The organism is Pseudomonas sp. PsB, from assembly GCF_043658375.1.
Taxonomy (GTDB): Bacteria; Pseudomonadota; Gammaproteobacteria; order Pseudomonadales; family Pseudomonadaceae; genus Aquipseudomonas; species Aquipseudomonas putida_Z.
In genome coordinates, this window is the sequence record NZ_JBIGLU010000005.1 from 64,677 (window position 1) to 88,062 (window position 23,386).

Consider the following 23,386-nt stretch of genomic DNA (forward strand, 5'->3'; position numbering starts at 1 on the left):
GGACTTACCACAAGCCCCTGTGGGAGCGGGTTCACCCGCGAAGAAACCAACTCGGTGTCTGGCACCGGCTTCGCCGGTGTTCGCGGGTGAACCCGCTCCCACAGGGGTTATGTGTGCTTCCTTTTAAACCAGGATCAGAACACGTTCAACGGGTAATCAACGATCACCCGCAGTTCATCGTTGTCGCTGTTGCTGTCGATCGACGCATAACCCTGGCTGCCACGGTGGGTGGCGTAGCGCACCAGCACCGACAGGTCCTTCAGGTCACCCTCCTGGAACACATACTTCACGTCCAGGTCGCGCTCCCAGTGCATGGCGTTCTCGCCATCGGCACGGTAGTAGTCGTAGTGGGTGGGGTCCTGGGTGGCCTTGGTCAGGTCGGCTTCACCGCGCGAGTACGACAGCACCGTGGTCAGGCCAGGGATGCCCACACCGGCGAAGTCATAGTTGTATTGCAGCTTCCATGAGCGCTCGTTCGGTGCGTTGAAGTCCGAGTACATACGCGAGTTGTCCAGGTAGATGCTGTCGCCCAGGTTGATGTAGTCGAACGGCGTGTTGCCATTGACCCGCTGGTAGGCGGCGGTGACGCTGTGGAACCCGGCGTTGACGGTGAAATGCACGCTATAGGTGTTGTTGTCGATCTTGCCCAGCAGGGCCTGGCCGGTGTCCTGGGTGTGATAGAAGTGCACGCCCGGGTTCAGGCTGACCAGGTCGTTGACAACATAGGTGTAGTCGAAATCGGCGTAGTACTGGTTCCAGATGTCCTTCAGTTCGGCCGCATACAGGTTGGCGGTGATGTTCGGGGTACCGCTCCACGACGCGCCGGCCCAGTTCAGGTGCTTGCTCTTGTCATGCTCGCCCAGCGAACCGTAGTAGGTGTCGATGCGGCGGTGGCCACTCTGGTTGTACGGCTTGGTGAAGCTCACCTGGCCGCCTTCGAGCAGCAGGCCGTCGATGCTGGTGTTGGTCAGGCTCACACCACGGAAGGTCTGCGGCAGCATGCGGGTTTCGCCGCCGGCGATCACCGGGTTGGTGAGGAACAGGTCACCTGCTTTCAGCTCGGTGTCGAACGCCTTGAGCTTGACTGCGGCACCGGCGGTGGAGAACGAGTGCGGGGCAGCACCCAGTTCGTCTTCGTTCTTTTGGTGAGTCGGCAGGATGCTGGTGCCAGCATGGCCGCCGCCACCGTCGAGTTTCAGGCCCAGCATGGCGTGGGCGTCCAGGCCAAAGCCGACCACACCTGGGGTGTAGCCCGACTCGAAGCGTGCAACCGCGCCCTGGCCCCACTCGCGGGTGTCGCGCACGCCGGCGTTGTGGTTGTCGCGGTTGAAGTAGGCATTACGGAAATGCAGGTTGAAGGACGAGCCTTCGATGAAGCCATCAGCCTTGTCTTCATCTGCCTGGGCGGCGAAAGGGATCGTTGCAGTCAACGCAATGAACAGCGAGGTAAAACGAAACGCGGAAGGCACCGGTACTAGCTCCTTGGGTCTGGCGGTGGGGCAGTTTTTATTTTTGAATGTGCGTCTTTTTTATAGGTGGACGTTACAGCTTGGCTGATAGTTGAAGCACATAAAAAAAGCCGCTGATCGGCAGCGGCTTTAAAAGGCTAACATATCGGCACCGGTGGTGCCCATGGCGTAGCCAAGGGAAAACGGGAGCAGCGACAGCGCTTGATCAGCTGTCGGCATTGGCATCGACAGAAACCTTGGAAGCTGTCTGGTTTGCGTCTTTGACGGCGTCGGCCTGCTGTGCGGCTACGGCTTCGCGGGCCTCTTGGTGGACCGCGGCGAACTCAGCATTACGGGTGACGAAAGCATTGGATTCTTCGGCCATGGCCAGGGGCGACAACAACAGGGAAGACAGGACGAAGACGCTGGCAATACCCATACTGTTGGACATTTGAAACTACCTTCTTGCTGTGCAAGTGCTAATGAGGACAGGGGTAAAGTTAGTCCTTTCAATGCACTTGAAACAGAGCGAGGTGCGATAAGCACTGTTGCGCAAAAGGTAATTATCTTTGAAAAAAGCAATTGGACTTTCGCCGCAAACCCCCAGCCTAGAGCACTTCCGCGGCCCTTTGTAGGAGCGGCCTTGTGTCGCGATGGGGCGCGAAGCGGCCCCAGGTTTTGTGCCACAGCAACAATTGCCGGGGGCTGCTTCGCGCCCCATCGCGACACAAGGCCGCTCCTACAGAGACCGCGCAGGCCTCAGAACTGGCAATTGGATGCCGAATGTATTGAACCCAGCGGCACTACGCACGAACACCTCCCCACCATGCATCAGCGCAATCGCCTTGACGATCGCCAACCCCAACCCATGGTTACCCCCACCACTGTTGCTACGTGCCGCATCCACCCGGTAGAAGCGTTCGAACAGCAACGGCAGGTGCTCATCGTCGATCGCTGGCCCCGGGTTGCTCACGGCGATGCTGACCTGCTGCGGCCCGGCATCGATCTGCACCTTGATCACCTGGTGCGGTGCGGTGTGCTGCACGGCGTTGTTCAGCAGGTTGATCAGCGCCCGGCGCAGCTGGGCCTTTTCGATGGGCGCCCGGGCATCGCCGCTCACGCTCACGCTGACCTGAGCGTCTTCGAGAATGTAGTCCAGGTAATCGAGGGTGGTCGCCACTTCCTCGGCCAGCGAGGCCTGGGTCAGGGCCGTGGCCTTGCTGCCCTGGTCGGCACTGGCCAGGAACAGCATGTCGTTGATGATGCTGCGCAAGCGCTCCAGCTCCTCAAGGTTCGATTGCAGCACTTCGAAGTAATGCTCGGCGCTGCGCCCGCGGGTCAGCGCCACCTGGGTCTGGCCGATCAGGTTGGTCAGCGGCGAGCGCAGTTCGTGGGCGACGTCGGCATTGAACGCCTCCAGCCGCGAGTAGGCCTGGCTTACCCGGTCGAGCGCGGCGTTGAAGGCGCCGGCGAACTGCGCCAGCTCCGGGGCCAGGGCGTGGGTCTGCAGGCGCCCGTCCAGGCGCGGAGGGGCCAGGGCCTGGGCCTCAACGGACAATGCCAGCAGCGGGCGCAGGCCGATACGCGCCACCCAGTAGCCCAGCAGCGAGGCCAGCAGCACGCCGAGCACCGCCAGCCCGACAATCGCCACCAGCAGGCTGTGCTGCGCCTGCCAGAATGTTTCGGTGTCGATGCCGATCAGAAAGCGCAGCGGCGGCCGCTCGCCCAGGGCCGGCAGTTCGCTGACCAGCACCTTGTAAGGGTAGGGCCGGTCGGGCAGGCGCAGGTCGCGCATGCCCTGCGCGCCTTCGGCGAATGCGCGGACCAGCTCGCTGGGGTGGCCGTATTCGTAGGTCGGGTTGCTGCTGACCACCCAGAAGCGAATGCGCTTGTCCTCTTCACTGAGCAGGTTGAGCTTGTTGTTGATCTTGACCCAGTGCTCCGGTGTGCCGAAGCGGTTGAGGGTGGACTCGAGCACGCTGAAGCGCGCATCCAGCTCGGCCTGCGGCAGCAGGTCGAGGCTGCGGTCGACCTGGCGGTACAGCGCCGAGCCGATCAGCAGGAACACGCCCAGCGCCACCAGGATGAACAGCGCCGACAGGCGCAGTGCGATGGAATTACCCCGCACGGTTTTCCAGGACATAGCCCATGCCTCGGATGGTGTGCAGCAACTTGTTGTCGAAAGGCCCGTCGAGCTTGGCGCGCAGGCGCTTGATCGCCACTTCGACGACGTTGGCGTCGCTGTCGAAATTGATGTCCCAGACCAGCTCGGCAATCGCCGTCTTCGACAGGATTTCACCTTGTCGGCGGGCCAGCACGCTGAGCAGCGAGAACTCCTTTGCCGTCAGCTCCAGGCGTTGGCCGGCGCGCGTGGCCTTGCGCGCCATCAGGTCGATCCACAGGTCACCCACCTGCACCTGCAGCGGTTCATGGTTGCTGCTACGGCGGGTCAGGGCTTGCAGGCGGGCGACCAGTTCGAGGAAGGAAAACGGCTTGCCCAGATAGTCGTCGGCACCCTCGCGCAGGCCATGGATACGGTCTTCGACCCGTTCACGGGCGGTCAGCATGATGACCGGTGTCTGCTTGCGCGCGCGCAGGGCGCGCAGCACGCCATACCCGTCCAGGCCAGGCAGCATCACATCCAGCACGATCACCGCGTAGTCACCTTCCAGGGCCAGGTGCAGGCCATCGATGCCGTCCCGCGCCAGGTCGACGGTAAACCCCTGCTCGCTGAGGCCGCGATGCAGGTAGTCGGCGGTTTTTTCTTCGTCTTCGATGATCAGCACACGCATGGTCTTGTCCTAACTGGCACTGGGCGCCGCCGCACGGGCGGCCTGGCGGCGGTGGAACAGGCGCTCCAGGGCCAAGTATATGACCGGGGTGGTGAACAGCGTCAGCGCCTGGCTCACCAGCAGGCCACCAACCACGGCGATGCCCAGTGGCTGGCGCAGTTCGGAACCGGTGCCGAAGCCGAACATCAGCGGCACCGCGCCGAGCAAGGCGGCCAGGGTGGTCATGATGATCGGCCGGAAGCGCGTCAGGCAGGCCTGGTGGATCGCCTGCTCCGGGGTCAGGCCCTGGCGGCGTTGGGCTTCGAGGGCGAAGTCGATCAGCAGGATGCCGTTTTTCTTGACGATACCGATCAGCAGCACCACACCGATCAGCCCCATGATGCTGAAGTCCTGGCCCATGCCCCACAGCAGGATCAGTGCGCCGAGGCCGGCCGAGGGCAGGGTGGAGATGATCGTCAGCGGGTGGACGAAGCTTTCGTACAGCACGCCGAGGATGATGTACACCGCCACCAGCGCTGCCAGGATCAGCCACGGCTGGCTCGACAGCGAACTCTGGAAGGCCTGGGCCGCGCCCTGGAAGTTGCCGCTGATGGAGTCGGGCATGCCCAGTTCGCGCTGGGTGCGCTCGAGGATGGTCACCGCATCGCCCAGGGCCACGCCCGGGGCCAGGTTGAACGACAGGTTGGCTGCCGGGAACAGGCCATCGTGGCTGATCGACAGCGGCCCGGTGCTGGGCGGCGCCACATGGGCCACCGCCGACAGCGGCACCATCTCGTTGGTCAGCGGCGAGCGCAGGTAGAAGTAGTTGAGGCTTTCGGCCTTGCCGCGCTGGCGGGCATCCAGTTCGAGGATCACCTTGTACTGGTTGGTCTCGGTCTGGAATTCACTGATCTGCCGCTGGCCGAAGGCGTCGTACAACGCCTGGTCGACGTCGGTGGTGGTCAGGCCGAAACGTGCCGCGGCCTGGCGGTCGATATCGATGCGGGTGACGCTGGCGCCCAGTTGCAGGTCGTTGGACAGGTCGCGGAACGCCGGGTTTTCCCGCAGGCGCTCGGTCAGGCGCTGGGTCCACAGGTTCAGTGCCATGCCGTCGTTGCTCTTGAGCACGTACTGGTACTGGGTGCGCGACGGGCCGGAGCTCAGGTTGATGTCCTGGCCGGCACGCATGTACAGGACGATGCCTGGTACCTGGGCCAGCTTGGGTCGCAGCCGGTCGATCAGTCCGCTGGCCGATACATCGCGTTCGCCACGCGGCTTGAGGGCGATCCAGAAACGGCCGTTGGCGATGGTCTGGTTGCTGCCGGTAACGCCCACCGAGTGGGAGAGCGCGCGCACCGCCGGGTCGGCCTCGATGATTTTGGCCAGCGCCTGGTGCTTCTCGATCATCGACGGGTACGACACATCCGCCGCCGCCTCGCTGGTGCCGAGGATGAAGCCGGTGTCCTGCAGCGGGAAAAAGCCCTTTGGGATACCCACGTAACCGGCCACTGCCAGGGCCAGGGTCAGGCCGAACATGCCGAGGGTCAGGCGCTGGTGGGCGAGGGCGCGGTCCAGGCCCTTTTCGTACCACCTGACCAGCCGCTCGCCGAAGCCGCCCTTGTGCTCTCCGGGCGGGCGGCGCATGAACAGTGCGCACAGGGTTGGCGCCAGGGTCAGCGAAACCACCACCGAAATCAGGATGGTGGCGGTGGCGGTAAGGGCGAACTCCTTGAACAGCCGGCCGACCACGCCGCCCATGAACAGCAGCGGGATGAACGCGGCGATCAGCGAGAAACTGATCGACACCACGGTGAAGCCGATTTCCCCGGCGCCCTTGAGCGCCGCCGTGCGGCTGTCGTCGCCGGCCTCCAGGTGGCGGTGGATGTTTTCCACCACGACGATGGCATCGTCGACCACGAAGCCCACCGAGATGACGATGGCCACCAGGGTCAGGTTGTTCAGGCTGAAGCCGAAGATGTACATCAGCGCGCAACTGGCGATCAGCGATACGCCGAGCACGCTGGACACCACCAGGGTCGCCGACCACTGGCGCAGGAACAGCGCCATCACCCCGATCACCAGGGCCACGGCGATCATCAGGGTCAGCTCCACTTCATGCAGCGAGGCACGGATGGTCTGGGTGCGGTCCTGCAGCACCGACACTTCGACCGAGGCTGGCAGCATCTCCTGCAGCTTGGGCAGGGCAGCCAGTACCCGGTCCACGGTATCGACGATGTTGGCGCCAGGCTGGCGGAAAATCACCAGGTTCAGCCCGGGCTGGTCGCCGGACCAGGCTTTGACATAGGCGTTCTCGGCGCCATTGATCACCTTGGCCACGTCCTTCAGGTGCACCGGTGCACCGTCACGGTAGGAGACGATCAGCTGGGCGTAGTCGTCAGGGTGGAACAACTGGTCATTGGCGGCGATGGTCGACACGCTGTGTTCGCCGTACAGCGCGCCCTTGGCCAGGTTCAGGCTGGTCTGCTGGATGGCCTGGCGCAAGTCGGCCAGGGTCAGGCCGATGGCGGCCAGTTTCTCGGGTTGCGCCTGCACGCGGATTGCCGGGCGCAGTTGCCCGGTGATGTTGATCAGGCCGACCCCGTCGATCTGGCTCAGCTGGCGCGCGAGCAGGGTTTCGGCGTAGTCGCTGAGGTCGTTGCCAGGCATCTGGCTGGAGCTGACCGTCAGCACCAGCACCGGGCTGTCGGCCGGGTTGACCTTGCGCCAGGTCGGCGGGTTGGGCAGGTCTTGCGGCAAGCGCGCGGTGGCGGTGTTGATGGCCGCCTGCACTTCCTGGGCGGCGGTGTCGATGTTCTTGTCGAGCGTGAACTGCAGGATCAGGTTGGTCGAGCCCAGTGCGCTGCTGCTGGTCATCTGGGTCATGCCGGGGATGGCGCTGAACTGCACTTCCAGCGGCGTGGCCACCGACGAGGCCATGGTTTCCGGGCTGGCGCCGGGCAGCTGGGCGGTGACCTGGATGGTCGGGAAGTCGGCTTCCGGCAGTGGTGCCACCGGCAGGCGCGGGAAGGCGATGGCCCCCAGCAGCACCAGGGCGAAGGTCAGCAGCAGGGTGGCGATGGGGTGGTCGATGCACCAGGCCGAAACACCGTTGCGCGTGTTCATGGCTGGCTCCGGCGGTCGGCCATTTCCGAGGGGGCGGGGGCGTCGGGGGCCACCTCGACCCGCGAACCGGGCTTGAGCCGCGACTGGCCATCGAGCACCAGGCGCTCGCCCGGCTTGACCCCGGCAATGATGTTCAGCCCGCTGTCCTGGTACAGCACCTTGACCGGCACACTGGTGACCTTGTCACCGTCCAGGCGGTAGACAAAGTGCCCGTCGACGCCGCGCTGTACCACAGGCGGCGGTACCACCAGGGCGTTTTCTTCCACGGCGGTGCGCAGGCGGATGGTGACCAGCTGGCCCGGCCACAGGCGGCCGTCCTTGTTGTCGAACTCGGCTTTTATCCGCACGGTGCCGGTGGTGGCGGAGATCTGGTTGTCGATCAGTGCCAGGTGGCCTTCGCCGAGCAGGCTGCGTTCGCCGTCGGCATCCATGTAGGCCTGCACCAGTGCCGGGGTGGGCGCCTTCAGCAGGCTTTGCAGGGTCGGCAGCATTTGCTGCGGCAGGGCGAATTCGACGGCGATCGGGTCGATCTGGGTGACGCTGAACAGGCTGCGGGTATCGCTGGTGCGTACCAGGTTACCGGGGTCGACGTTGCGAATACCCACCCGGCCGGTCACCGGCGAGCGGATCTGCGTGTACGACAGCTGCACCTCGGCATTGGCGATGGCCGCCTGGTTGCCCTTGACCGTGGCTTGCAGGCGGTTGACCAGGGCCTGCTGCTGGTCGAGGGTCTGCTTCGAAACGCCGTTGTCGGTACTCAGCAGGCGGTAGCGCTGCAGGTCGACGTTGGCTACCTGGATCTGTGCCTGGCTCTGGCCAAGTTCGGCACGGGCCTGGTCGAGGTTGGCGCGGATGGCGCGGTCGTCGAGGGTGGCCAGCAGGTCGCCTTCCTTCACCCACTGGCCTTCCTTGACCAGCACCTGGGTCAGTACCCCCTCCACTTGCGGGCGCACCTCGACGCTGTGCAGCGACAGCACCGAGCCGATGGCGCTGGCGTAGCGCGGCACGTTCTGCTGCACGACACTGACCACGCGCACCGGGATGGCAGTTTGCGCGCGGGTGGCAGGTGCTGGCTGGCGCTGGCCGAACCAGATACCCGCTACCGCCAGGACCAGGAGTGCCAGGGCGGCGAGGATGACAGGGCGGGACGGACGTCGCATCGGTGCGGGCACCTTGGCCAGAGGGGAGGGGAATGGTTGTCTGTATTCAAGCTTATAGCCCCCGAACCGGTTCGGCAGCGTGACCGCTGGCTGACAGCGCTGTCAGTTTTGCCTGCACCGCAGGAGATCGCTCGCCTTTTTGCGCTGCGCTGTCGTGCAGAGAACTGATCAGCCGGGTGATCCGCGTACCCTGTGGGAGCGGGTTTACCCGCGAAGAATCCAGCGCGGTACATGGCACCGGCTCCGCCGGTGTTCGCGGCTAAAGCCGCTCCCACAGGGATGGCGCCGGTTCATAGATCTGGAACAGGACAGTTGCCCCCGCCAAGGCATAGCTAGAAGCTGATGAAGGCGTAATACACCGGGGGCTCGTTGGTGGTGCGCAAACCATGCTCCTGCAGGCTCGCCACCAGCGCCGCGTCCTCCACATGCAGGGCCCACTCTGCCCGGCCAACCTCCGGTACCTGGGCCAGGGCCGCGCTGAACGCGCCCATGTCAGGCAAGTAGGCAGTAAACCCGTTGCCCTTGAGCGCACTGGTGGTCATGCCCAGCGCCTGGCACACCGCCACCTTGGCGGCGATGTCATCGCGGTCGGCCTGGCGTGAGGCCTGCACCAGCGCCTCCAGCCCGGCATCGACCAGTTGCTTGCCGTGAATCAGCTCCGGCCCCTGTTGCCAGGCTTCCGGCGGGCAGTCCTTGCTGCCTGGCCGCAGCGGGATATGCGGGTTTATTTCCACCGGGTAGATGCGACAGACCAGCGGCCGCTCGTCATAGATGGTGCACAGGTCGTTGTCGTCGAGGTTGCGGCAGCGCCCGGGGTTGAAGGCGGCAAAGGTCACCGATACGCGCGCTTCGCCGTCGCCGCAGGGCACGGGATGGGAACGACGCAGCACATGATCACGCTGTTCTACCGGCATGCCAGGGCCGTCCGCCACGAAGGCTTCGATCAGCACCACCACCTGGCCGCCGTTGTCCGCCCAGCGGCGCGCTTCGGCCAGGGTCAAGGGCACGTGGTGGCCGGTACAGCACTTGCCGCAGCCGGTACAGGCGAAACGCAGGTTGTCGGTCACTTGGCTTCCGGGCTCCACTCGCTGACGAAGGCGCGCTGGTGCTGGCGGTCGTACAGGCAAAGCTCGGTGCCGGTGCGCTGCTGCATGTGCTTCTGGGGGTAGACGCCTTCGATCAGCAGGGCGCTCATGCCGACCTGGTCATCGAACTCGGCGGGCTTGCTGCGGGCGTGGGCATCCTTGAACTGGCTGGCAGCCAGGCAGGCCTTGAGCATCTGCTGGCGCTGCTCGTTCCAGGCCTGGCTGCTGGAGGCCTGGGCGATACCGCTGAAGAGGGCGCAACTGATCAGGATAGAGCTGAGAAACTTCATACGCGATTCCGGCAAGTTACTTGCGAGGGGCGCGAATTATGCCCGACTCGACCCCGGCGGCAAGCCGGGGAGTTTGTCTCCGAATATATCAGCGCTCGGCGAACACCACGGCGCGCGCCGCCACCACCAGACAATCGGTCAGCTCCGGCGAGGAGAACTTGGTGAGGATGGCATTGGCCCCGGCCTGGGTCGCCTTTTCGCTGCTCATGGCGCTGTCCAGCGAGGTGTGCAGCAATATGTACAGATGCTGGAAATCGGGGGTTTCGCGCAGGGTGCGAGTGAAGGCGTAGCCGTCCATTTCGCTCATTTCGATGTCGGAGACGATCACGTTGATTTCCTGCGCGGTGCCTTGCAGTTCAAGCAGCACGTTGATGGCGTCCTTGGCGCTGCGCGCGGTATGGCATTCGATGCCGAGGTTGCGCAGGGTGTGCACCGACTGCTGCAGGGCCACCTGGCTGTCGTCCACCACCAGGATGTTGGCGGCGGCCAGCAGGCTGGCATCTTCCTCGCTCAAGGTGCCGTGAGGCTGCTCGGGCACCGGCGGGGCGATGGCGTGGATGACTTTTTCGATGTCCAGCACCTGCACCAGGGTGTTGTCGACCCGGGTCACGCCGGTGATGAACGAGCGGCTGCCCGAGCCGTAGGGTGGTGGTTTGATGTCGGTGCTCAGGCAATGCACGATGCGGCTGACCGCCTGCACATGCAGGCCCTGGCGCGAGCGGCTGATCTCGGTGACGATCAGGCAGCCGCCGTCCGGGTCGGCCAGCGGCCGTTCGCCGATGGCGCGGGACAGGTCGATGACCGACAGCGGATTACCGCGCAGGGTCGCCACGCCTTTCACGTGGGGGTGCGATTCGGGCAGTTTGGTCAGCGGCGGGCAGGGAATTATCTCGCTGACCTTGAGCAGGTTGATTGCCATCAACTTGCCGCTGCGCAGGGTGAACAGCAGCAGGGACAGCGAATCCGCGCGGGCATTTGGCGTGGCCATGGTGACCTTCGTGGGGAACAGGGGATAACCGGTTATCGGCCTGTTTTGGTCGGGCTTTAGCGGGCGTGGGGATTCTGGGGCTGCTTTGCAGCCCATCGCGACACAAGGCCGCTCCTACAGGGGATCGCGGTCCCTTGTAGGAGCGGCCTTGTGTCGCGATGGGGCGCAAAGCGCCCCCAGGATTCCAACTCAGCGCAGCCCGAGCCTACGGGCCAGGCGGCTAAGGTTGGCGCGGTCCAGGCCGAGTTCCCGGGCAGCCGCTGCCCAGTTTTCTTCGTGCCGCTGCAGGCAGGCCTCGATCACCTGGCGCTGGTAGTCGTCGACGGCTTCGCGCAGGCCCCCCTCGGGTAGCGGCGCCGCCGGCAAGGGCACAGCAGGGGAGGGCGGGGTGCCGGGCGTTGCCGTTGCGCGCAGGTCCAGATCGATGGCTTCCAGGGTGAGGATGCGTGGCCTGTCGGAATGTTGGCCCAGCGCCTTGAGCGCCGAGCGGCCGATCAGGTGTTCCAGTTCACGCACGTTGCCTGGCCAGTCGTAGGCCAGCAGCGCGGCCTGGGCCTCGCTGCTCAGGCGCAGGCTGTTCAGGCCCAGGCGCGAACGGTTCTGTTCGAGGAAGTAGCCGGCCAGTAGCAGCACATCACGCCCACGTTCGCGCAACGGCGGCACATGCAGCGGGTATACGCTGAGGCGGTGGTAGAAGTCGGCGCGGAAGTTGCCAGTGCGCACTTCTGCTGCCAGGTCGCGGTTGGTGGCTGCGATCAGGCGCACATCCACCCGGTGTTCGCGGTCCGAACCCAGGCGCTGCAACTGGCCGCTCTGCAGCACGCGCAACAGCTTGGCTTGCACCGTCAGTGGCAGCTCACCGACTTCGTCGAGGAACAGTGTGCCGCCGTTGGCCAACTCGAACTTGCCGCGGCGCTCGCCATGGGCGCCGGTGAAGGCACCGCGCACATGGCCGAACAGTTCGCTTTCCACCAGGGTGTCGGGCAGGGCGGCACAGTTGAGGCTGACCAGCGGTTTGTCGGCGCGGTTGCTGGCCTGGTGCAGGGCCTGGGCCACCAGCTCCTTGCCGACGCCGGTCTCACCGGTGATCAGCACGGTAAGGTCGCTGCCACCGACCAGGCGGATTTCCTCCACCAGGCGCTTGTGCGCGGGGCTCTGGCCAATCAGCTCTTTGTCCTGGCCGCTGGCCTGGCGGTAGATCTCCGCGCGGTGGTGTTCGTCTTCCGCGCGCAGGGCCAGGTGCTCGATGCGCTCGGCCACGGTGACCGTGGCGGCGGCCAGGCTGGCGAAGGCCTGCAGGGCGCCCAGCTCCAGGCTCTGGAACTGCCCGGGGGTGAGGGCGTCGAGGGTAACCAGGCCCCAAGGGCGCTCGTCGACCATCAACGGGCAGCCCATGCAGTCATGTACCTCCAGGTTGGCATCGGGGGCGTTGACCAGGCCGTCGTAAGGGTCGGGCAGCTCGGAGTCGCTGGCGAAGCGGGTGGGTTCCGCGCTGCTGAGCAGGATCTGGAAGCGAGGGTGCTCGCTGACCCGGAAGCGCCGGCCCAGGGTATCGGGGCTCAGGCCGTCCACTGCCAGCGGCACCAGCCACTCGCCGTCCAGGCGCAGCAGCGCGGCGGCATCGCAGGGCAGCAACCCACGCATGGCCTGCAGCAGGCGGCGATAGCGTTCCTGGTCGGGCAGGTCGCGGGAAAGGTCGCTGACCAGGGGCAGCAGGGTGGTGAGCAGGGGCTTCGTGGTCATATGGACTCCTGTGGGTCGATATGACTATACGTCGAGGTGGGTCGTTTTGACATGACCTGCGTCAACCCCCTGATTTTGCTGGAGATAAAAGTTGGCATGATTGATGTAATAGCTCGGGCAGTCATTTGAAGCCACAGGCTCAGGAGTTGTTGCAATGCTCAATGCCGAACAACGTGCAATCATCAAGGCCACTGTCCCCCTGCTGGAAAGCGGCGGCGAAGCGCTGACCACCCACTTCTACAAGATGATGCTCAGCGAGTACCCGCAAGTGCGCCCGCTGTTCAACCAGGCCCACCAGGCCAGCGGTGACCAACCGCGCGCCCTGGCCAACGGCGTGCTGATGTATGCCCGCCACATCGACCAGCTGGAGCAGCTTGGCGGCCTGGTCGGCCAGATCATCAACAAGCACGTTGCCTTGCAGATTCTGCCGGAGCACTACCCGATTGTCGGCAGCTGTCTGCTGCGCGCCATCGAAGAAGTGCTGGGCAAGGAAATCGCCACCCCCGCCGTGATCGACGCCTGGGGCGCGGCCTATGGCCAGCTGGCCGACATCCTGATCGGTGCGGAAGAGAACCTCTATAAACAGAAGGAAGAAGCCGAAGGCGGCTGGCGCGGTACCCGCGAATTCCGCCTGGTGCGCCGTGAGCAGGAAAGCAGCGAAATCGTTTCGTTCTACTTTGCCCCTGTGGATGGCAAGCCGGTGCTCAAGGCCGAGCCTGGCCAGTACATCGGCCTGAAGCTGGACATCGAGGGCGCCGAGCAGCGCCGCAACTACTCCCTGTCGGCACTGTGCGACGGTAAGGAATACCGCATCAGCGTCAAGCGCGAGGCGGGTGGCAAGGTTTCCAACTACCTGCACGATGTGCTGGCGGTAGGCGATACCCTGCAGCTGTTCCCGCCGGCTGGCGATTTCACCCTGGCAGCGAGCGACAAGCCGCTGGTGCTGATCAGCGGTGGCGTGGGTATTACCCCGACCCTGCCAATGCTGCAGGCGGCACTGCAAACCCAGCGTGAGGTGCATTTCATTCACTGCGCCCGTAACGGCGCCGTGCATGCCTTCCGCGACTGGATCGACGAGCTGGCCGAGCGTCACCCGCAGCTCAAGCGCTTCTACTGCTATGCAGAACCGCAGGGTGGTGCCGCGGCTGATGCCGTGGGCCTGCTGAGCGAGGACCTGCTGGCCGAGTGGCTGCCGCAAGAGCGAGATGTGGATGCCTACTTCCTCGGGCCCAAGGGCTTCATGGCGGCGGTCAAGCGCCAGCTGAAGGGCCTGGGTGTGCCAGAGCAGCAGAGCCGCTACGAGTTCTTCGGGCCGGCGGCTGCGCTGGAGTGATGTAGCGCCTGTACCGGCCTTTTCGCGGGCTTGCCCGCTCCCACAGGTACGCCACAGACTTCAAATCCTGTGGGGTACCTGTGGGAGCGGGCGAGCCCGCGAAGAGGCCGGTACAGGCTTGCAGCGTATTCATCCCAGCCGCTGGCAAGCCAGCTCCCTTGCAGCACTGCTCCCGCCCGTGGGTAATCGAGAACGAAACGGTCGATCGCATTCGTCGCCTGGGGGCTGGCTTGCCAGCGGCTGGGCCGCACTTCACCTTCCTGCCTATATAAAGGAGAGATGAAAGCGGCTGTGCAGCTTTCATCTTTAATCCTCCTTTAATCACGGTATCCTTCACTCCCGGGTGTCGAGGGGCTTGCCCCTGCGCGGCACCCGGGCAGCCGCTTTTTTGCCGCCCGGCGTTGAACCGACGTCGTTGCGGCCGGTCTCAGCCACACCGGATAGCCCTGCGCAGCGCTATCACGCCGCTTCCTCGGCACGCTCAAAGGCCCTGCCCAGCGTGTAGACTTGCGCCAGGCAGGCGGATCACGCTGCCACTATCCATCGAAGGAACCGGCAATGAACGAACAAACATCGCGCCTGAATCGGGAACGGCGCTTTCTGGTACTTTTGGGCCTGATCTGCCTTTCGCTGATCGGTGGCGCCCTCTACATGCAGATAGTCCTGGGCGAGGCACCATGCCCGCTGTGCATCCTGCAACGTTATGCGCTGTTGTTCATCGCCGTGTTCGCCTTCATCGCCGCGGCGATGCCCGGGCGCCGCAGCCTGACCTTCTTCGAGGCACTGGTGGTACTCAGCGCCATTGGCGGAATCGTTGCGGCCGGCAACCATGTGTATATACTCGCCAACCCCATGGTCAGTTGCGGTATCGACACCCTGCAGCCGATCGTGGACGACCTGCCGCTGGCCAAGCTCTGGCCGCTGGTGTTCCAGGTCGACGGCTTCTGCAGCACGCCGTACCCGCCGATCCTCGGTCTGTCGCTGGCGCAATGGGCGCTGGTGGCGTTCGTCCTGACGGCCGTCCTGGTTCCGCTCGGGATCTACCGCAACCGACGCCAGGCTTAGACAAAAGTCCCGAACGGCATGGGGTCTTTTACGCCGCATGAGAAGAGGGAAAATTCGCTCACCGCTTGATCCAGATCAACCCAGAGGCCTTGCAGAATGCGGCTTTGGGGCCTATCAAGCGGGGTGCGACAAACTGTCGCGAAGTTGAATTTTTGAGCAGCATTGTTACAGATTCTGTAAAGGACTGTTGCTCAATAAGTCATAGTCAAGGGTTGGCGACCTATCTACAATCGCCCCCAATTTCCGTTCGGCACTGCTTGCAAGTCGCAGGATTGAAGGAAGCCCCAGCGCTCCTTTTTGCTGACTTCGTCAAGTTTCGCCCAACGGCGATACCGGGCGGACCCCCCTCCGCGTTTTCCCGCACCAAATGGACTTGGTCTGAAGTACAGGCCTGTTGCCTACGAAACCATAAGCACCGCTAACCCGCTTGACGCCAAGGTCCTGCAGTCGGACCCCGGGCAGGAGCGAGTACGGGCGCGAAATGCCGCACTTGGCAGGACGAAGTGTTGGCTACCAAAACACAAATTGCATTGAAGCAAGCTGATCTAGAGGTCGTGAGATGAGTAAAAAGCGTTACCCCAGACTGTTTGGCATATTGCCCTTTTTAGGCATGCTTTTACTCAGTGGGTGCAACTGGACCCTGCTCGACCCGAAAGGTCAGGTCGGCATTGAGCAAAAGAACCTGATCCTGATCGCTACCGGCCTGATGCTGCTGGTGGTGATTCCTGTCATTATCATGACCGTGGTTTTCGCCTGGAAGTACCGTGCTTCCAACAAGGCTGCCACCTACACCCCTGACTGGTCGCACTCGACCAAGATCGAAGCCGCGGTGTGGATCATCCCGATCCTGATCATCATCGCCCTGGGCTACTTCACCTACCACTCCACCCACAAGCTGGACCCGTACCGTCCGCTGGATTCCGATGTGAAGCCGGTGCAGATCGACGTGGTCGCGCTGGACTGGAAGTGGCTGTTCATCTACCCGGAGCAGGGCATTGCCACGGTCAACAAGATCGTCTTCCCGGCTAACACTCCGGTCAACTTCCGCGTCACTTCCGACGCCGTGATGAACTCGTTCTTCATCCCGGGCCTGGGCGGCCAGATCTACGCCATGGCCGGCATGACCACCAAGCTGCACCTGATCGCCAACGAAAACGGCGAGTTCGACGGTATCAGCGCCAACTACAGCGGTGCTGGCTTCACCGGCATGAAATTCAAGGCTACTGCCACCTCTCAGGAAGACTTCGACAAGTGGGTCGCCGAGGTCAAGCAGTCGCCGAAGAAGCTGGACAAGGCCGAATACGACGCCTTGGCCAAACCAAGCGAAAACAACCCAGTCGCGCTGTATAGCGAGGCTTCGCCTGACCAGTTCCAGCTGATCGTCGACAAGTACGAAGGCATGAACCGCGGTCGTCCGAGCCACGAAGAAGCAGGCAGCAAAGATCTGGCCACTACCAAGGGTGTGGAATCGAGTATGCAACCAGCTGCCGGTGCAGAGGAGTAAGAGATGTTCGGTAAACTAAGCCTGGAGGCGATACCCTATCACGAGCCGATAGTCATGGTGACGCTTGCCATGATCGCGCTCGGCGGTATCGCTGTCGTCGGTGCTATCACCTACTTCCGCAAGTGGACCTACTTGTGGAGCGAGTGGTTGACGACTGTCGACCACAAGAAAATCGGGGTGATGTACATCATCGTCGCGATGGTCATGCTGCTGCGCGGCTTTGCCGACGCCATCATGATGCGTACCCAGCTGGCTGCCGCTACCGGTGGCTCCGAAGGCTACCTGCCGCCTGAACACTATGACCAGATCTTCACCGCTCACGGTGTGATCATGATCATCTTCATGGCGATGCCGTTCTTCACCGGCCTGATGAACCTGGCGGTTCCTCTGCAGATCGGTGCACGTGACGTTGCCTTCCCGTTCCTGAACTCCCTGAGCTTCTACCTGCTGCTGGCAGGCGTGCTGCTGGTCAACATCTCGCTGGGCGTTGGTGAATTCGCCAAAACCGGTTGGGTTGCCTATCCGCCGCTCGCGGGCATTCAGTACAGCCCTGGGGTGGGTGTCGACTACTACATCTGGGCGCTACAGCTCTCAGGCTTGGGTACGACGCTTACCGGCGTGAACTTCCTCGTCACCGTGATGAAGATGCGCGCACCTGGCATGAAGCTGATGGACATGCCGATCTTCACCTGGACCTGCACCTGGGCCAACGTGCTGATCGTGGCTTCCTTCCCGATCCTGACCGCTGCACTCGCTCTGCTGACTGTTGACCGTTATCTGGACTTCCACATCTTCACCAACGAGCTTGGTGGGAACCCGATGATGTACGTCAACCTGTTCTGGGCGTGGGGTCACCCTGAGGTCTACATCCTGATCCTGCCGGCCTTCGGTGTGTTCTCGGAAGTTACCTCCACCTTCTCCGGCAAGCGTCTGTTCGGCCACCACTCGATGATCTACGCATCGGGCGCCATCGCCGTGCTGGGCTTCGCCGTATGGCTGCACCACTTCTTCACCATGGGTGCCGGCGCCAGCGTCAACACCTTCTTCGGCCTGGCGACGATGCTGATCTCCATTCCGACCGGTGTGAAGCTGTTCAACTGGCTGTTCACCATCTACCAGGGCCGTCTGCGCTTCACCGCGCCGATCATGTGGACCCTGGGCTTCATGATCACCTTCTCCATCGGTGGCATGACTGGCGTTCTGCTGGCTGTTCCAGGTGCTGACTTCGTGCTGCACAACAGCCTGTTCGTAATTGCTCACTTCCACAACGTGATCATCGGTGGTGCGGTATTCGGCTACATCGCCGGCTTCGCCTACTGGTTCCCGAAAGCCTTCGGTTTCACCCTGAACGAGAAGTGGGGCAAGGCTGCCTTCTGGTTCTGGATCTCGGGCTTCTACGTAGCGTTCATGCCGCTGTACGCCCTGGGCTTCATGGGCATGACCCGTCGTCTGAACCACTCCGACAACCCACTGTGGGAACCCTACCTGTACGTAGCCGTTGTCGGCGCCGTGCTGATCCTGTTCGGTATCGCTTGCCAGCTGATCCAGCTGTACGTATCGGTTCGCGACCGCAACCAGAACCTGGACGTGACCGGCGACCCATGGGGCGGCCGTACCCTGGAATGGTCGACTTCGTCGCCACCTCCGTTCTACAACTTCGCCCACATGCCTGAGAAGGTTGGCCTGGACGCCTGGCACGAAGCCAAGGAAGCCGGTGTCGCCTACAAGCCTGCGGCCAAGTACGAAGCGATCCACATGCCGAGCAACACCGCCACCGGTTTGTTCATGGGCCTGTTCCTGACCGTCTTCGGCTTCGCCTTCATCTGGCACATCTGGTGGCTGGTTGGCGCGAGCCTGGTTGCAACCATCGCTGTCTTCGTTCGCCACGCTGCGCGTGACGACCAGGGCTACATGGTTCCGGCCGAAGAAGTGGCGCGCATCGAAGGCGAGCGCATGAAAGCGCTGGCCAAAGCAGGTGCTCTGCCTGCCGGCGCACGTGTCGAATCGTTTGAGCGGGTGTAATCAATGTCCAGTCAAGTAATGCACGGTGCTGCTCATGGTCACGACCATGGGCATGACGACCACCACCACGACTCGGGCCAGATGACCGTACTCGGTTTCTGGCTGTACCTGATGACCGACTGCATCCTGTTTGCGTCGCTCTTCGCCACCTACGCGGTGCTGTCCGGCAGTTTTGCCGGCGGCCCGTCGGGTCATGACATCTTCCAGCTCGATTTCGTAGCTGTTGAAACGCTGTTCCTGCTGCTGTCCTCGATCACCTTCGGCTTCGCCATGCTGAAGATGTTCGATGGCAAGAAAGCTGGCGTACTGGGCTGGTTGGCTGTGACCTTCCTGTTCGGTGCAGGCTTCATCGCGATGGAAATCTACGAATTCCATCACCTGATCGCCGAGGGCTTCGGCCCGCAGCGCAGTGGCTTCCTGTCGGGCTTCTTCGCCCTGGTAGGTACCCACGGTCTGCACGTGACCGCTGGCCTGATCTGGATGGCAATCATGATGTACCAGATCAACAAGCACGGCATCACGCCGACCGCCAAGACCCGCATGAGCTGCCTGAGCCTGTTCTGGCACTTCCTGGACGTGGTCTGGATCTGCGTATTCACCGTCGTCTACCTGCTGGGAGTTCTGTAATGGCTAACGCACACGACACTCATCACGAAGGTAACCACGGCAGCGTCAAGTCGTACATGATCGGCTTCATCCTGTCGATCATCCTGACTGCGATCCCGTTCGGCCTGGCCATGTCGCCAAGCCTGCCGAAGAACCTGACCGTTCTGATCATTGTTGCCATGGCCGTGATCCAGGTAGTAGTGCACCTCGTGTACTTCCTGCACATGGACCGCTCGAAAGAGCAACGCAACAACGTTTCGACGTTCCTGTTCACCACCCTGGTGATCGCTCTGCTTGTCGGCCTGTCGCTGTGGATCATGTTCAGCATCCACTTCGAAATGTTGGCCAAGTGAGGTAAGACTGCATGTCCGTTAAGCACTTTATCCAAATCACCAAACCGGGGATCATTTTCGGTAACGTGCTTTCCGTGGCAGGCGGTTTCTTCCTTGCCTCGAAGGGCCATGTGGATTTCGCCCTGTTCCTGGCGGTGGTGATCGGTACTTCGCTGGTGGTTGCGTCCGGATGCGTGTTCAACAACTGCATCGACCGTGACATCGACCACAAGATGGAGCGCACCAAGAACCGCGTCATGGTCCAGGGCGGCATGTCGCTGCCCCTCGCGCTGATCTACGCCACCCTGCTCGGGGTGGCGGGTTTCAGCCTGCTGTATGTCCAGGCCAACCCGCTGTCGGCGTTCTGTGCGCTGATCGGCTTCATCGTCTACGTCGGTTTCTACAGCCTGTGGCTGAAGCGTAAATCGGTGCACGGCACCTTGGTCGGCAGCCTGTCTGGTGCCATGCCTCCGGTGATCGGCTATTGCGCCGTGAGCAACAGCTTCGACCTGGCTGCGGTTACCCTGCTGGTGATGTTCAGCCTGTGGCAGATGCCGCACAGCTTCGCCATCGCCATCTTCCGCTTCAAGGATTACAGCGCTGCCAACATTCCGGTCCTGCCGGTGGCACGTGGCATCCTCGCGGCGAAGAAGCAGATCGTGCTGTACGTGCTGGCCTTCGTGCTCGCGACCCTGATGCTTACCCTCGGCGGTTACGCCGGCCTCGGCTACCTGGCCGTGGCAGCAGCCATGGGCCTGTACTGGCTGTACATGGCCTGGGGTGGCTACAAGGCCGAGGACGACAGCAAGTGGGCCCGCAAGGTGTTCGGCTTCTCCATCCTCACCGTTACTGCCCTGAGCGTGATGATGGGTGTGGACAGCCAGACCGCTGCGGACGTGCTGATGACATACGCACGCTGATACTGCTGCCTGTTTCACGAAAACCCCGGCCACTGTGCCGGGGTTTTTTTATGGGTGTTTTCCTGGATTTCGAGAGTAGCGCGCTCACTGTGGGAGCGGGTTTACCCGCGAAGAGGTCGAGCCTGAAAACATAAAATTCATATTTTCAAAAAATACATCTGAAAAAATATAACAAAACAGGAAATTGTCCTTTACAAGCATCCTGTATCGGCACTATCTTCTGATTCAGGCCGCCACATCGGCCAGCGTCGCTCGGACGGTTCCGGGCGCTTACGTACTCAGAGGAAGCCATGGCCAACCCAGGTTCGCCGCGCCGCTTTGCGCGCATCGATCGTCTCCCCCCTTACGTCTTCAACATCACTGCCGAGCTCAAGATGGCTGCCCGCCGCCGTGGCGAGGACATCATCGACCTGAGCATGGGCAACCCCGATGGCGCCACCCCGCCGCACATCGTCGAGAAGCTGGTGCAGGTCGCCCAGCGTGAAGACACCCACGGCTACTCCACCTCCCGTGGCATCCCGCGCCTGCGTCGGGCCATCTCCAACTGGTACAAGGAACGCTACGAAGTCGACATCGACCCGGAAAGCGAAGCCATCGTCACCATCGGCTCGAAGGAAGGCCTGGCACACCTGATGCTGGCCACCCTCGACCAGGGCGACACGGTGCTGGTGCCCAACCCCAGCTACCCGATCCATATCTACGGGGCGGTGATTGCCGGTGCCCAGGTGCGTTCGGTGCCGCTGGTACCGGGCGTGGACTTCTTCAACGAACTCGAGCGGGCCATCCGCGAGTCGATCCCCAAGCCGAAGATGATGATCCTCGGCTTCCCGTCCAACCCCACCGCCCAGTGCGTGGAACTGGACTTCTTCGAGCGCGTGGTGGCATTGGCCAAGCAGTACAACGTGCTGGTGGTGCATGACCTGGCCTACGCCGACATCGTCTACGACGGCTGGAAAGCCCCGTCGATCATGCAGGTGCCGGGGGCCAAGGACATCGCGGTGGAGTTCTTCACCCTGTCCAAGAGCTACAACATGGCCGGCTGGCGGATCGGTTTCATGGTCGGCAACCCCGAGTTGGTCAGTGCCCTGGCGCGGATCAAGAGCTACCACGACTACGGTACCTTCACTCCGCTGCAGGTGGCTGCCATTGCAGCACTGGAAGGCGACCAGCAGTGCGTGCGCGACATCGCCGAGCAATACCGCCAGCGCCGCAACCTGCTGGTGAAAGGGTTGCACGAGCTGGGCTGGATGGTCGAGAACCCCAAGGCCTCGATGTACGTGTGGGCGAAGATCCCGCCGGAGTACGCGCACCTGGGCTCGCTGGAGTTTTCCAAGAAGCTGCTGGCCGAGGCCAAGGTATGCGTGTCGCCGGGGATCGGCTTTGGTGATTATGGTGATGACCATGTGCGCTTTGCCCTGATCGAGAACCAGGACCGTATTCGCCAGGCGATTCGCGGGATCCGGCAGATGTTCCGGGCTGATGGGGTGGCCCGCAAATAAGCTGTTGGGGCCGCTTTGCGGCCCTTTCGCGACACAAGGCCGCTCCTACAGGGACCGCGCAGTTTTCGAATCCTGCGCGGTCCCTGTAGGAGCGGCCTTGTGTCGCGATGGGCTGCAAAGCAGCCCCGAGTGACTCAAAGGCGAGTTTTCCACCTGCATCCCACCGATTGATCTACCTATTTTTCTGCACTCATTTCTCACCACAGAGACCCACAAATGAGTGTCTTCACCGCCTATTTCTGCGGCACCGGTTCCCACCGCTTCGACGACGTCAACCCCAACTTCTGGAATGGCGAGCTGGTCTCGACCCTGGCAAGCAATGACCAGGGCCGCGAGTTTGCCCACTGGATCGCCGTTGACGGCCCCGGCAGCGGCAACCTCCAGGACGACAACCTGTTCGTCGAGCCCGGCGGCTACTTCAACTGGACCGGCCAGTTGTTCGGCCGCGGCTGGGAAGAGAACGTCAACCATGTGCTGCAGGTGATCAAGGGTGAAAGCAGCTGGCAGCGCACCAAGCTGAGCGAAGTGGAGTATCAGCGCCTGAAGGACGCCGGCGTACCCATTCCGGATGTGTCTTCCACTGCCTCCTGGTTCTGGCGTACCTACGACTATGGTGAGCGCCATCCAACACCGCAGGAGTTGCAGGAGCGCATCATCAGCTTGTTCCGCAAGCCGCGCTTGCCGACCCAGGTGAACCTGGTGGGCTGGAGCAGGGGAGGCATCAGCTGCCACATGCTGGCTAACGCCATGGCGCAGGACCCTGTATTGCGGGACATACCCGTCAATATCTTCGCCATCGACCCGGTGCCGGGCATCGGCAACCTGCAAAGCCGGCGGGTAACCCTGGCGGGCAATGTCCGCGAGTACGTGGGTTTCTATTCGCGGGACGAACGATCCAAAGGTTTCGCCTGTGTGATCCCCTCGGTCGAACCGGATACGCGGATGTGCATCTACCCCATGCCAGGCCGGCATGCCACGCTGGTGGGCAACGCCTCCGTCGACGGTGCGGGTGACGGTAAGGTACTGGCGGAGCCGGGGTTGATCGTTCGCCATTTTGCCGAGGTCTGCCTGACCCGCTGGGGTGTGCAACTGGACAAGCGCCTGGCCCTGAGCGACAACCAGTTAATGCAATACCACAGGGTCATGGCTGCTGCCGAAGGGCAGTACAAGGCCATGCGCAGCGAGTCGTATACCGTACTGACCGAGGGCGAAAAGGACGACCGGCTGGTGCATTGCGGCGAGGCTCGCACACACTTCAGCAAGGTGTGTGGTGATGGCTATGACCCGACCGAAGGCCTTGGCTTGCAGCGCTGGGATGTCACTTCCTACAAGGCATTACGCTAACTTGAACGGGCGGCCGGCGAAGGCGCTGGTCGTCCATGCTCAATTGCCGGATCAGCGGCATATATTTTTGCATTCCCCCTCTATCCAGCCGCCCCGGCTTGGATTGAAAATGGCGCCGCGGGCCAGCCCCGATAACAACAACCTTCCCTTCGT

At 62.8% G+C, this 23,386-nt stretch carries 19 protein-coding genes; 9 read left to right on the forward strand and 10 right to left on the reverse strand.

Translation table 11 applies throughout. The annotated features are described in order from the left end of the window. Positions 1-134 precede the first annotated feature (134 nt). The 10 genes from ACGLHT_RS09345 to norR form a co-directional block, all read right to left on the reverse strand. Positions 135-1,469 carry an OprD family porin gene (locus ACGLHT_RS09345; RefSeq protein WP_274119737.1) on the reverse strand — a complete coding sequence of 445 codons (1,335 nt, stop codon included), beginning with the start codon at positions 1,467-1,469 and terminating at the stop codon, positions 135-137. 205 nt (positions 1,470-1,674) lie between these two features. Continuing rightward, positions 1,675-1,899 carry a hypothetical protein gene (locus ACGLHT_RS09350; protein ID WP_274119736.1) on the reverse strand — a complete coding sequence of 75 codons (225 nt, stop codon included), beginning with the start codon at positions 1,897-1,899 and terminating at the stop codon, positions 1,675-1,677. 288 nt (positions 1,900-2,187) lie between these two features. Then, positions 2,188-3,591, reverse strand: coding sequence for a heavy metal sensor histidine kinase (locus ACGLHT_RS09355; protein ID WP_274119735.1), 1,404 nt, complete (start codon positions 3,589-3,591; stop codon positions 2,188-2,190). Then, on the reverse strand, positions 3,566-4,240 hold the full coding sequence (locus tag ACGLHT_RS09360; RefSeq protein WP_025337735.1) for a heavy metal response regulator transcription factor: 675 nt from the start codon (positions 4,238-4,240) through the stop codon (positions 3,566-3,568). Before ACGLHT_RS09360 ends, ACGLHT_RS09355 begins: the two co-directional genes overlap by 26 nt. A gap of 9 nt (positions 4,241-4,249) precedes the next feature. Next, positions 4,250-7,342 carry a multidrug efflux RND transporter permease subunit gene (locus ACGLHT_RS09365; protein ID WP_137163013.1) on the reverse strand — a complete coding sequence of 1,031 codons (3,093 nt, stop codon included), beginning with the start codon at positions 7,340-7,342 and terminating at the stop codon, positions 4,250-4,252. Beyond that, a complete protein-coding gene (locus ACGLHT_RS09370; protein ID WP_137163014.1) occupies positions 7,339-8,502 on the reverse strand; it encodes an efflux RND transporter periplasmic adaptor subunit in 1,164 nt (387 codons plus the stop codon). The genes ACGLHT_RS09365 and ACGLHT_RS09370 overlap by 4 nt, the downstream gene beginning before the upstream one ends. Before the next feature lie 332 nt (positions 8,503-8,834). Continuing rightward, positions 8,835-9,569, reverse strand: coding sequence for a YkgJ family cysteine cluster protein (locus ACGLHT_RS09375; RefSeq protein WP_274119734.1), 735 nt, complete (start codon positions 9,567-9,569; stop codon positions 8,835-8,837). Further along, on the reverse strand, positions 9,566-9,877 hold the full coding sequence (locus tag ACGLHT_RS09380; protein ID WP_025337739.1) for a hypothetical protein: 312 nt from the start codon (positions 9,875-9,877) through the stop codon (positions 9,566-9,568). The genes ACGLHT_RS09375 and ACGLHT_RS09380 overlap by 4 nt, the downstream gene beginning before the upstream one ends. An 88-nt stretch (positions 9,878-9,965) precedes the next feature. After that, positions 9,966-10,865, reverse strand: coding sequence for a chemotaxis protein (locus tag ACGLHT_RS09385; protein ID WP_274119733.1), 900 nt, complete (start codon positions 10,863-10,865; stop codon positions 9,966-9,968). 189 nt (positions 10,866-11,054) lie between these two features. Continuing rightward, positions 11,055-12,608 (reverse strand): nitric oxide reductase transcriptional regulator NorR, encoded by a 1,554-nt coding sequence (norR, locus tag ACGLHT_RS09390; protein ID WP_025337741.1) that lies wholly within the window; start codon positions 12,606-12,608, stop codon positions 11,055-11,057. 154 nt (positions 12,609-12,762) lie between these two features. Between norR and hmpA the strand changes: the two genes are divergently transcribed. The 9 genes from hmpA (at position 12,763) to ACGLHT_RS09435 (ending at position 23,233) form a co-directional block, all read left to right on the forward strand. Next, a complete protein-coding gene (hmpA, locus tag ACGLHT_RS09395; RefSeq protein ID WP_274119732.1) occupies positions 12,763-13,941 on the forward strand; it encodes an NO-inducible flavohemoprotein in 1,179 nt (392 codons plus the stop codon). A gap of 558 nt (positions 13,942-14,499) precedes the next feature. Next, positions 14,500-15,006: a disulfide bond formation protein B gene (locus ACGLHT_RS09400; protein ID WP_025337743.1), complete on the forward strand. Its 507-nt coding sequence runs from the start codon at positions 14,500-14,502 to the stop codon at positions 15,004-15,006. 559 nt (positions 15,007-15,565) lie between these two features. Next, the gene (gene cyoA, locus ACGLHT_RS09405) at positions 15,566-16,510 is read left to right on the forward strand and encodes a ubiquinol oxidase subunit II (protein ID WP_015268993.1); all 945 of its coding nucleotides are present in this window, start codon (positions 15,566-15,568) and stop codon (positions 16,508-16,510) included. 3 nt (positions 16,511-16,513) lie between these two features. Next, positions 16,514-18,532: a cytochrome o ubiquinol oxidase subunit I gene (gene cyoB, locus ACGLHT_RS09410; RefSeq protein WP_025337744.1), complete on the forward strand. Its 2,019-nt coding sequence runs from the start codon at positions 16,514-16,516 to the stop codon at positions 18,530-18,532. A gap of 3 nt (positions 18,533-18,535) precedes the next feature. After that, positions 18,536-19,159 carry a cytochrome o ubiquinol oxidase subunit III gene (gene cyoC, locus ACGLHT_RS09415; protein WP_025337745.1) on the forward strand — a complete coding sequence of 208 codons (624 nt, stop codon included), beginning with the start codon at positions 18,536-18,538 and terminating at the stop codon, positions 19,157-19,159. Then, complete coding sequence (gene cyoD / locus ACGLHT_RS09420) at positions 19,159-19,491, forward strand: cytochrome o ubiquinol oxidase subunit IV (protein WP_003259128.1); 333 nt, start codon at positions 19,159-19,161, stop codon at positions 19,489-19,491. Before cyoC ends, cyoD begins: the two co-directional genes overlap by 1 nt. Positions 19,492-19,502: 11 nt before the next feature. Further along, complete coding sequence (gene cyoE, locus ACGLHT_RS09425) at positions 19,503-20,390, forward strand: heme o synthase (protein ID WP_025337747.1); 888 nt, start codon at positions 19,503-19,505, stop codon at positions 20,388-20,390. Between the two features lie 290 nt (positions 20,391-20,680). Next, positions 20,681-21,889 (forward strand): alanine transaminase, encoded by a 1,209-nt coding sequence (gene alaC, locus ACGLHT_RS09430; protein ID WP_025337748.1) that lies wholly within the window; start codon positions 20,681-20,683, stop codon positions 21,887-21,889. 216 nt (positions 21,890-22,105) lie between these two features. Continuing rightward, positions 22,106-23,233: a hypothetical protein gene (locus tag ACGLHT_RS09435; RefSeq protein ID WP_274119731.1), complete on the forward strand. Its 1,128-nt coding sequence runs from the start codon at positions 22,106-22,108 to the stop codon at positions 23,231-23,233. Positions 23,234-23,386 lie beyond the last annotated feature (153 nt).

Excerpts from the sequence above, each read along its gene's own strand:
- ACGLHT_RS09350 (WP_274119736.1), bottom strand. The coding sequence starts at position 1,899 with ATGTCCAACAGTATGGGTATTGCCAGCGTCTTCGTCCTGTCTTCCCTG.
- ACGLHT_RS09355 (WP_274119735.1), bottom strand. The coding sequence starts at position 3,591 with ATGTCCTGGAAAACCGTGCGGGGTAATTCCATCGCACTGCGCCTGTCG.
- ACGLHT_RS09360 (WP_025337735.1), bottom strand. The coding sequence starts at position 4,240 with ATGCGTGTGCTGATCATCGAAGACGAAGAAAAAACCGCCGACTACCTG.
- ACGLHT_RS09365 (WP_137163013.1), bottom strand. The coding sequence starts at position 7,342 with ATGAACACGCGCAACGGTGTTTCGGCCTGGTGCATCGACCACCCCATC.
- ACGLHT_RS09370 (WP_137163014.1), bottom strand. The coding sequence starts at position 8,502 with ATGCGACGTCCGTCCCGCCCTGTCATCCTCGCCGCCCTGGCACTCCTG.
- ACGLHT_RS09380 (WP_025337739.1), bottom strand. The coding sequence starts at position 9,877 with ATGAAGTTTCTCAGCTCTATCCTGATCAGTTGCGCCCTCTTCAGCGGT.
- ACGLHT_RS09385 (WP_274119733.1), bottom strand. The coding sequence starts at position 10,865 with ATGGCCACGCCAAATGCCCGCGCGGATTCGCTGTCCCTGCTGCTGTTC.
- norR (WP_025337741.1), bottom strand. The coding sequence starts at position 12,608 with ATGACCACGAAGCCCCTGCTCACCACCCTGCTGCCCCTGGTCAGCGAC.
- hmpA (WP_274119732.1), top strand. The coding sequence starts at position 12,763 with ATGCTCAATGCCGAACAACGTGCAATCATCAAGGCCACTGTCCCCCTG.
- ACGLHT_RS09400 (WP_025337743.1), top strand. The coding sequence starts at position 14,500 with ATGAACGAACAAACATCGCGCCTGAATCGGGAACGGCGCTTTCTGGTA.
- cyoA (WP_015268993.1), top strand. The coding sequence starts at position 15,566 with ATGAGTAAAAAGCGTTACCCCAGACTGTTTGGCATATTGCCCTTTTTA.
- cyoB (WP_025337744.1), top strand. The coding sequence starts at position 16,514 with ATGTTCGGTAAACTAAGCCTGGAGGCGATACCCTATCACGAGCCGATA.
- cyoC (WP_025337745.1), top strand. The coding sequence starts at position 18,536 with ATGTCCAGTCAAGTAATGCACGGTGCTGCTCATGGTCACGACCATGGG.
- cyoD (WP_003259128.1), top strand. The coding sequence starts at position 19,159 with ATGGCTAACGCACACGACACTCATCACGAAGGTAACCACGGCAGCGTC.
- cyoE (WP_025337747.1), top strand. The coding sequence starts at position 19,503 with ATGTCCGTTAAGCACTTTATCCAAATCACCAAACCGGGGATCATTTTC.
- alaC (WP_025337748.1), top strand. The coding sequence starts at position 20,681 with ATGGCCAACCCAGGTTCGCCGCGCCGCTTTGCGCGCATCGATCGTCTC.
- ACGLHT_RS09435 (WP_274119731.1), top strand. The coding sequence starts at position 22,106 with ATGAGTGTCTTCACCGCCTATTTCTGCGGCACCGGTTCCCACCGCTTC.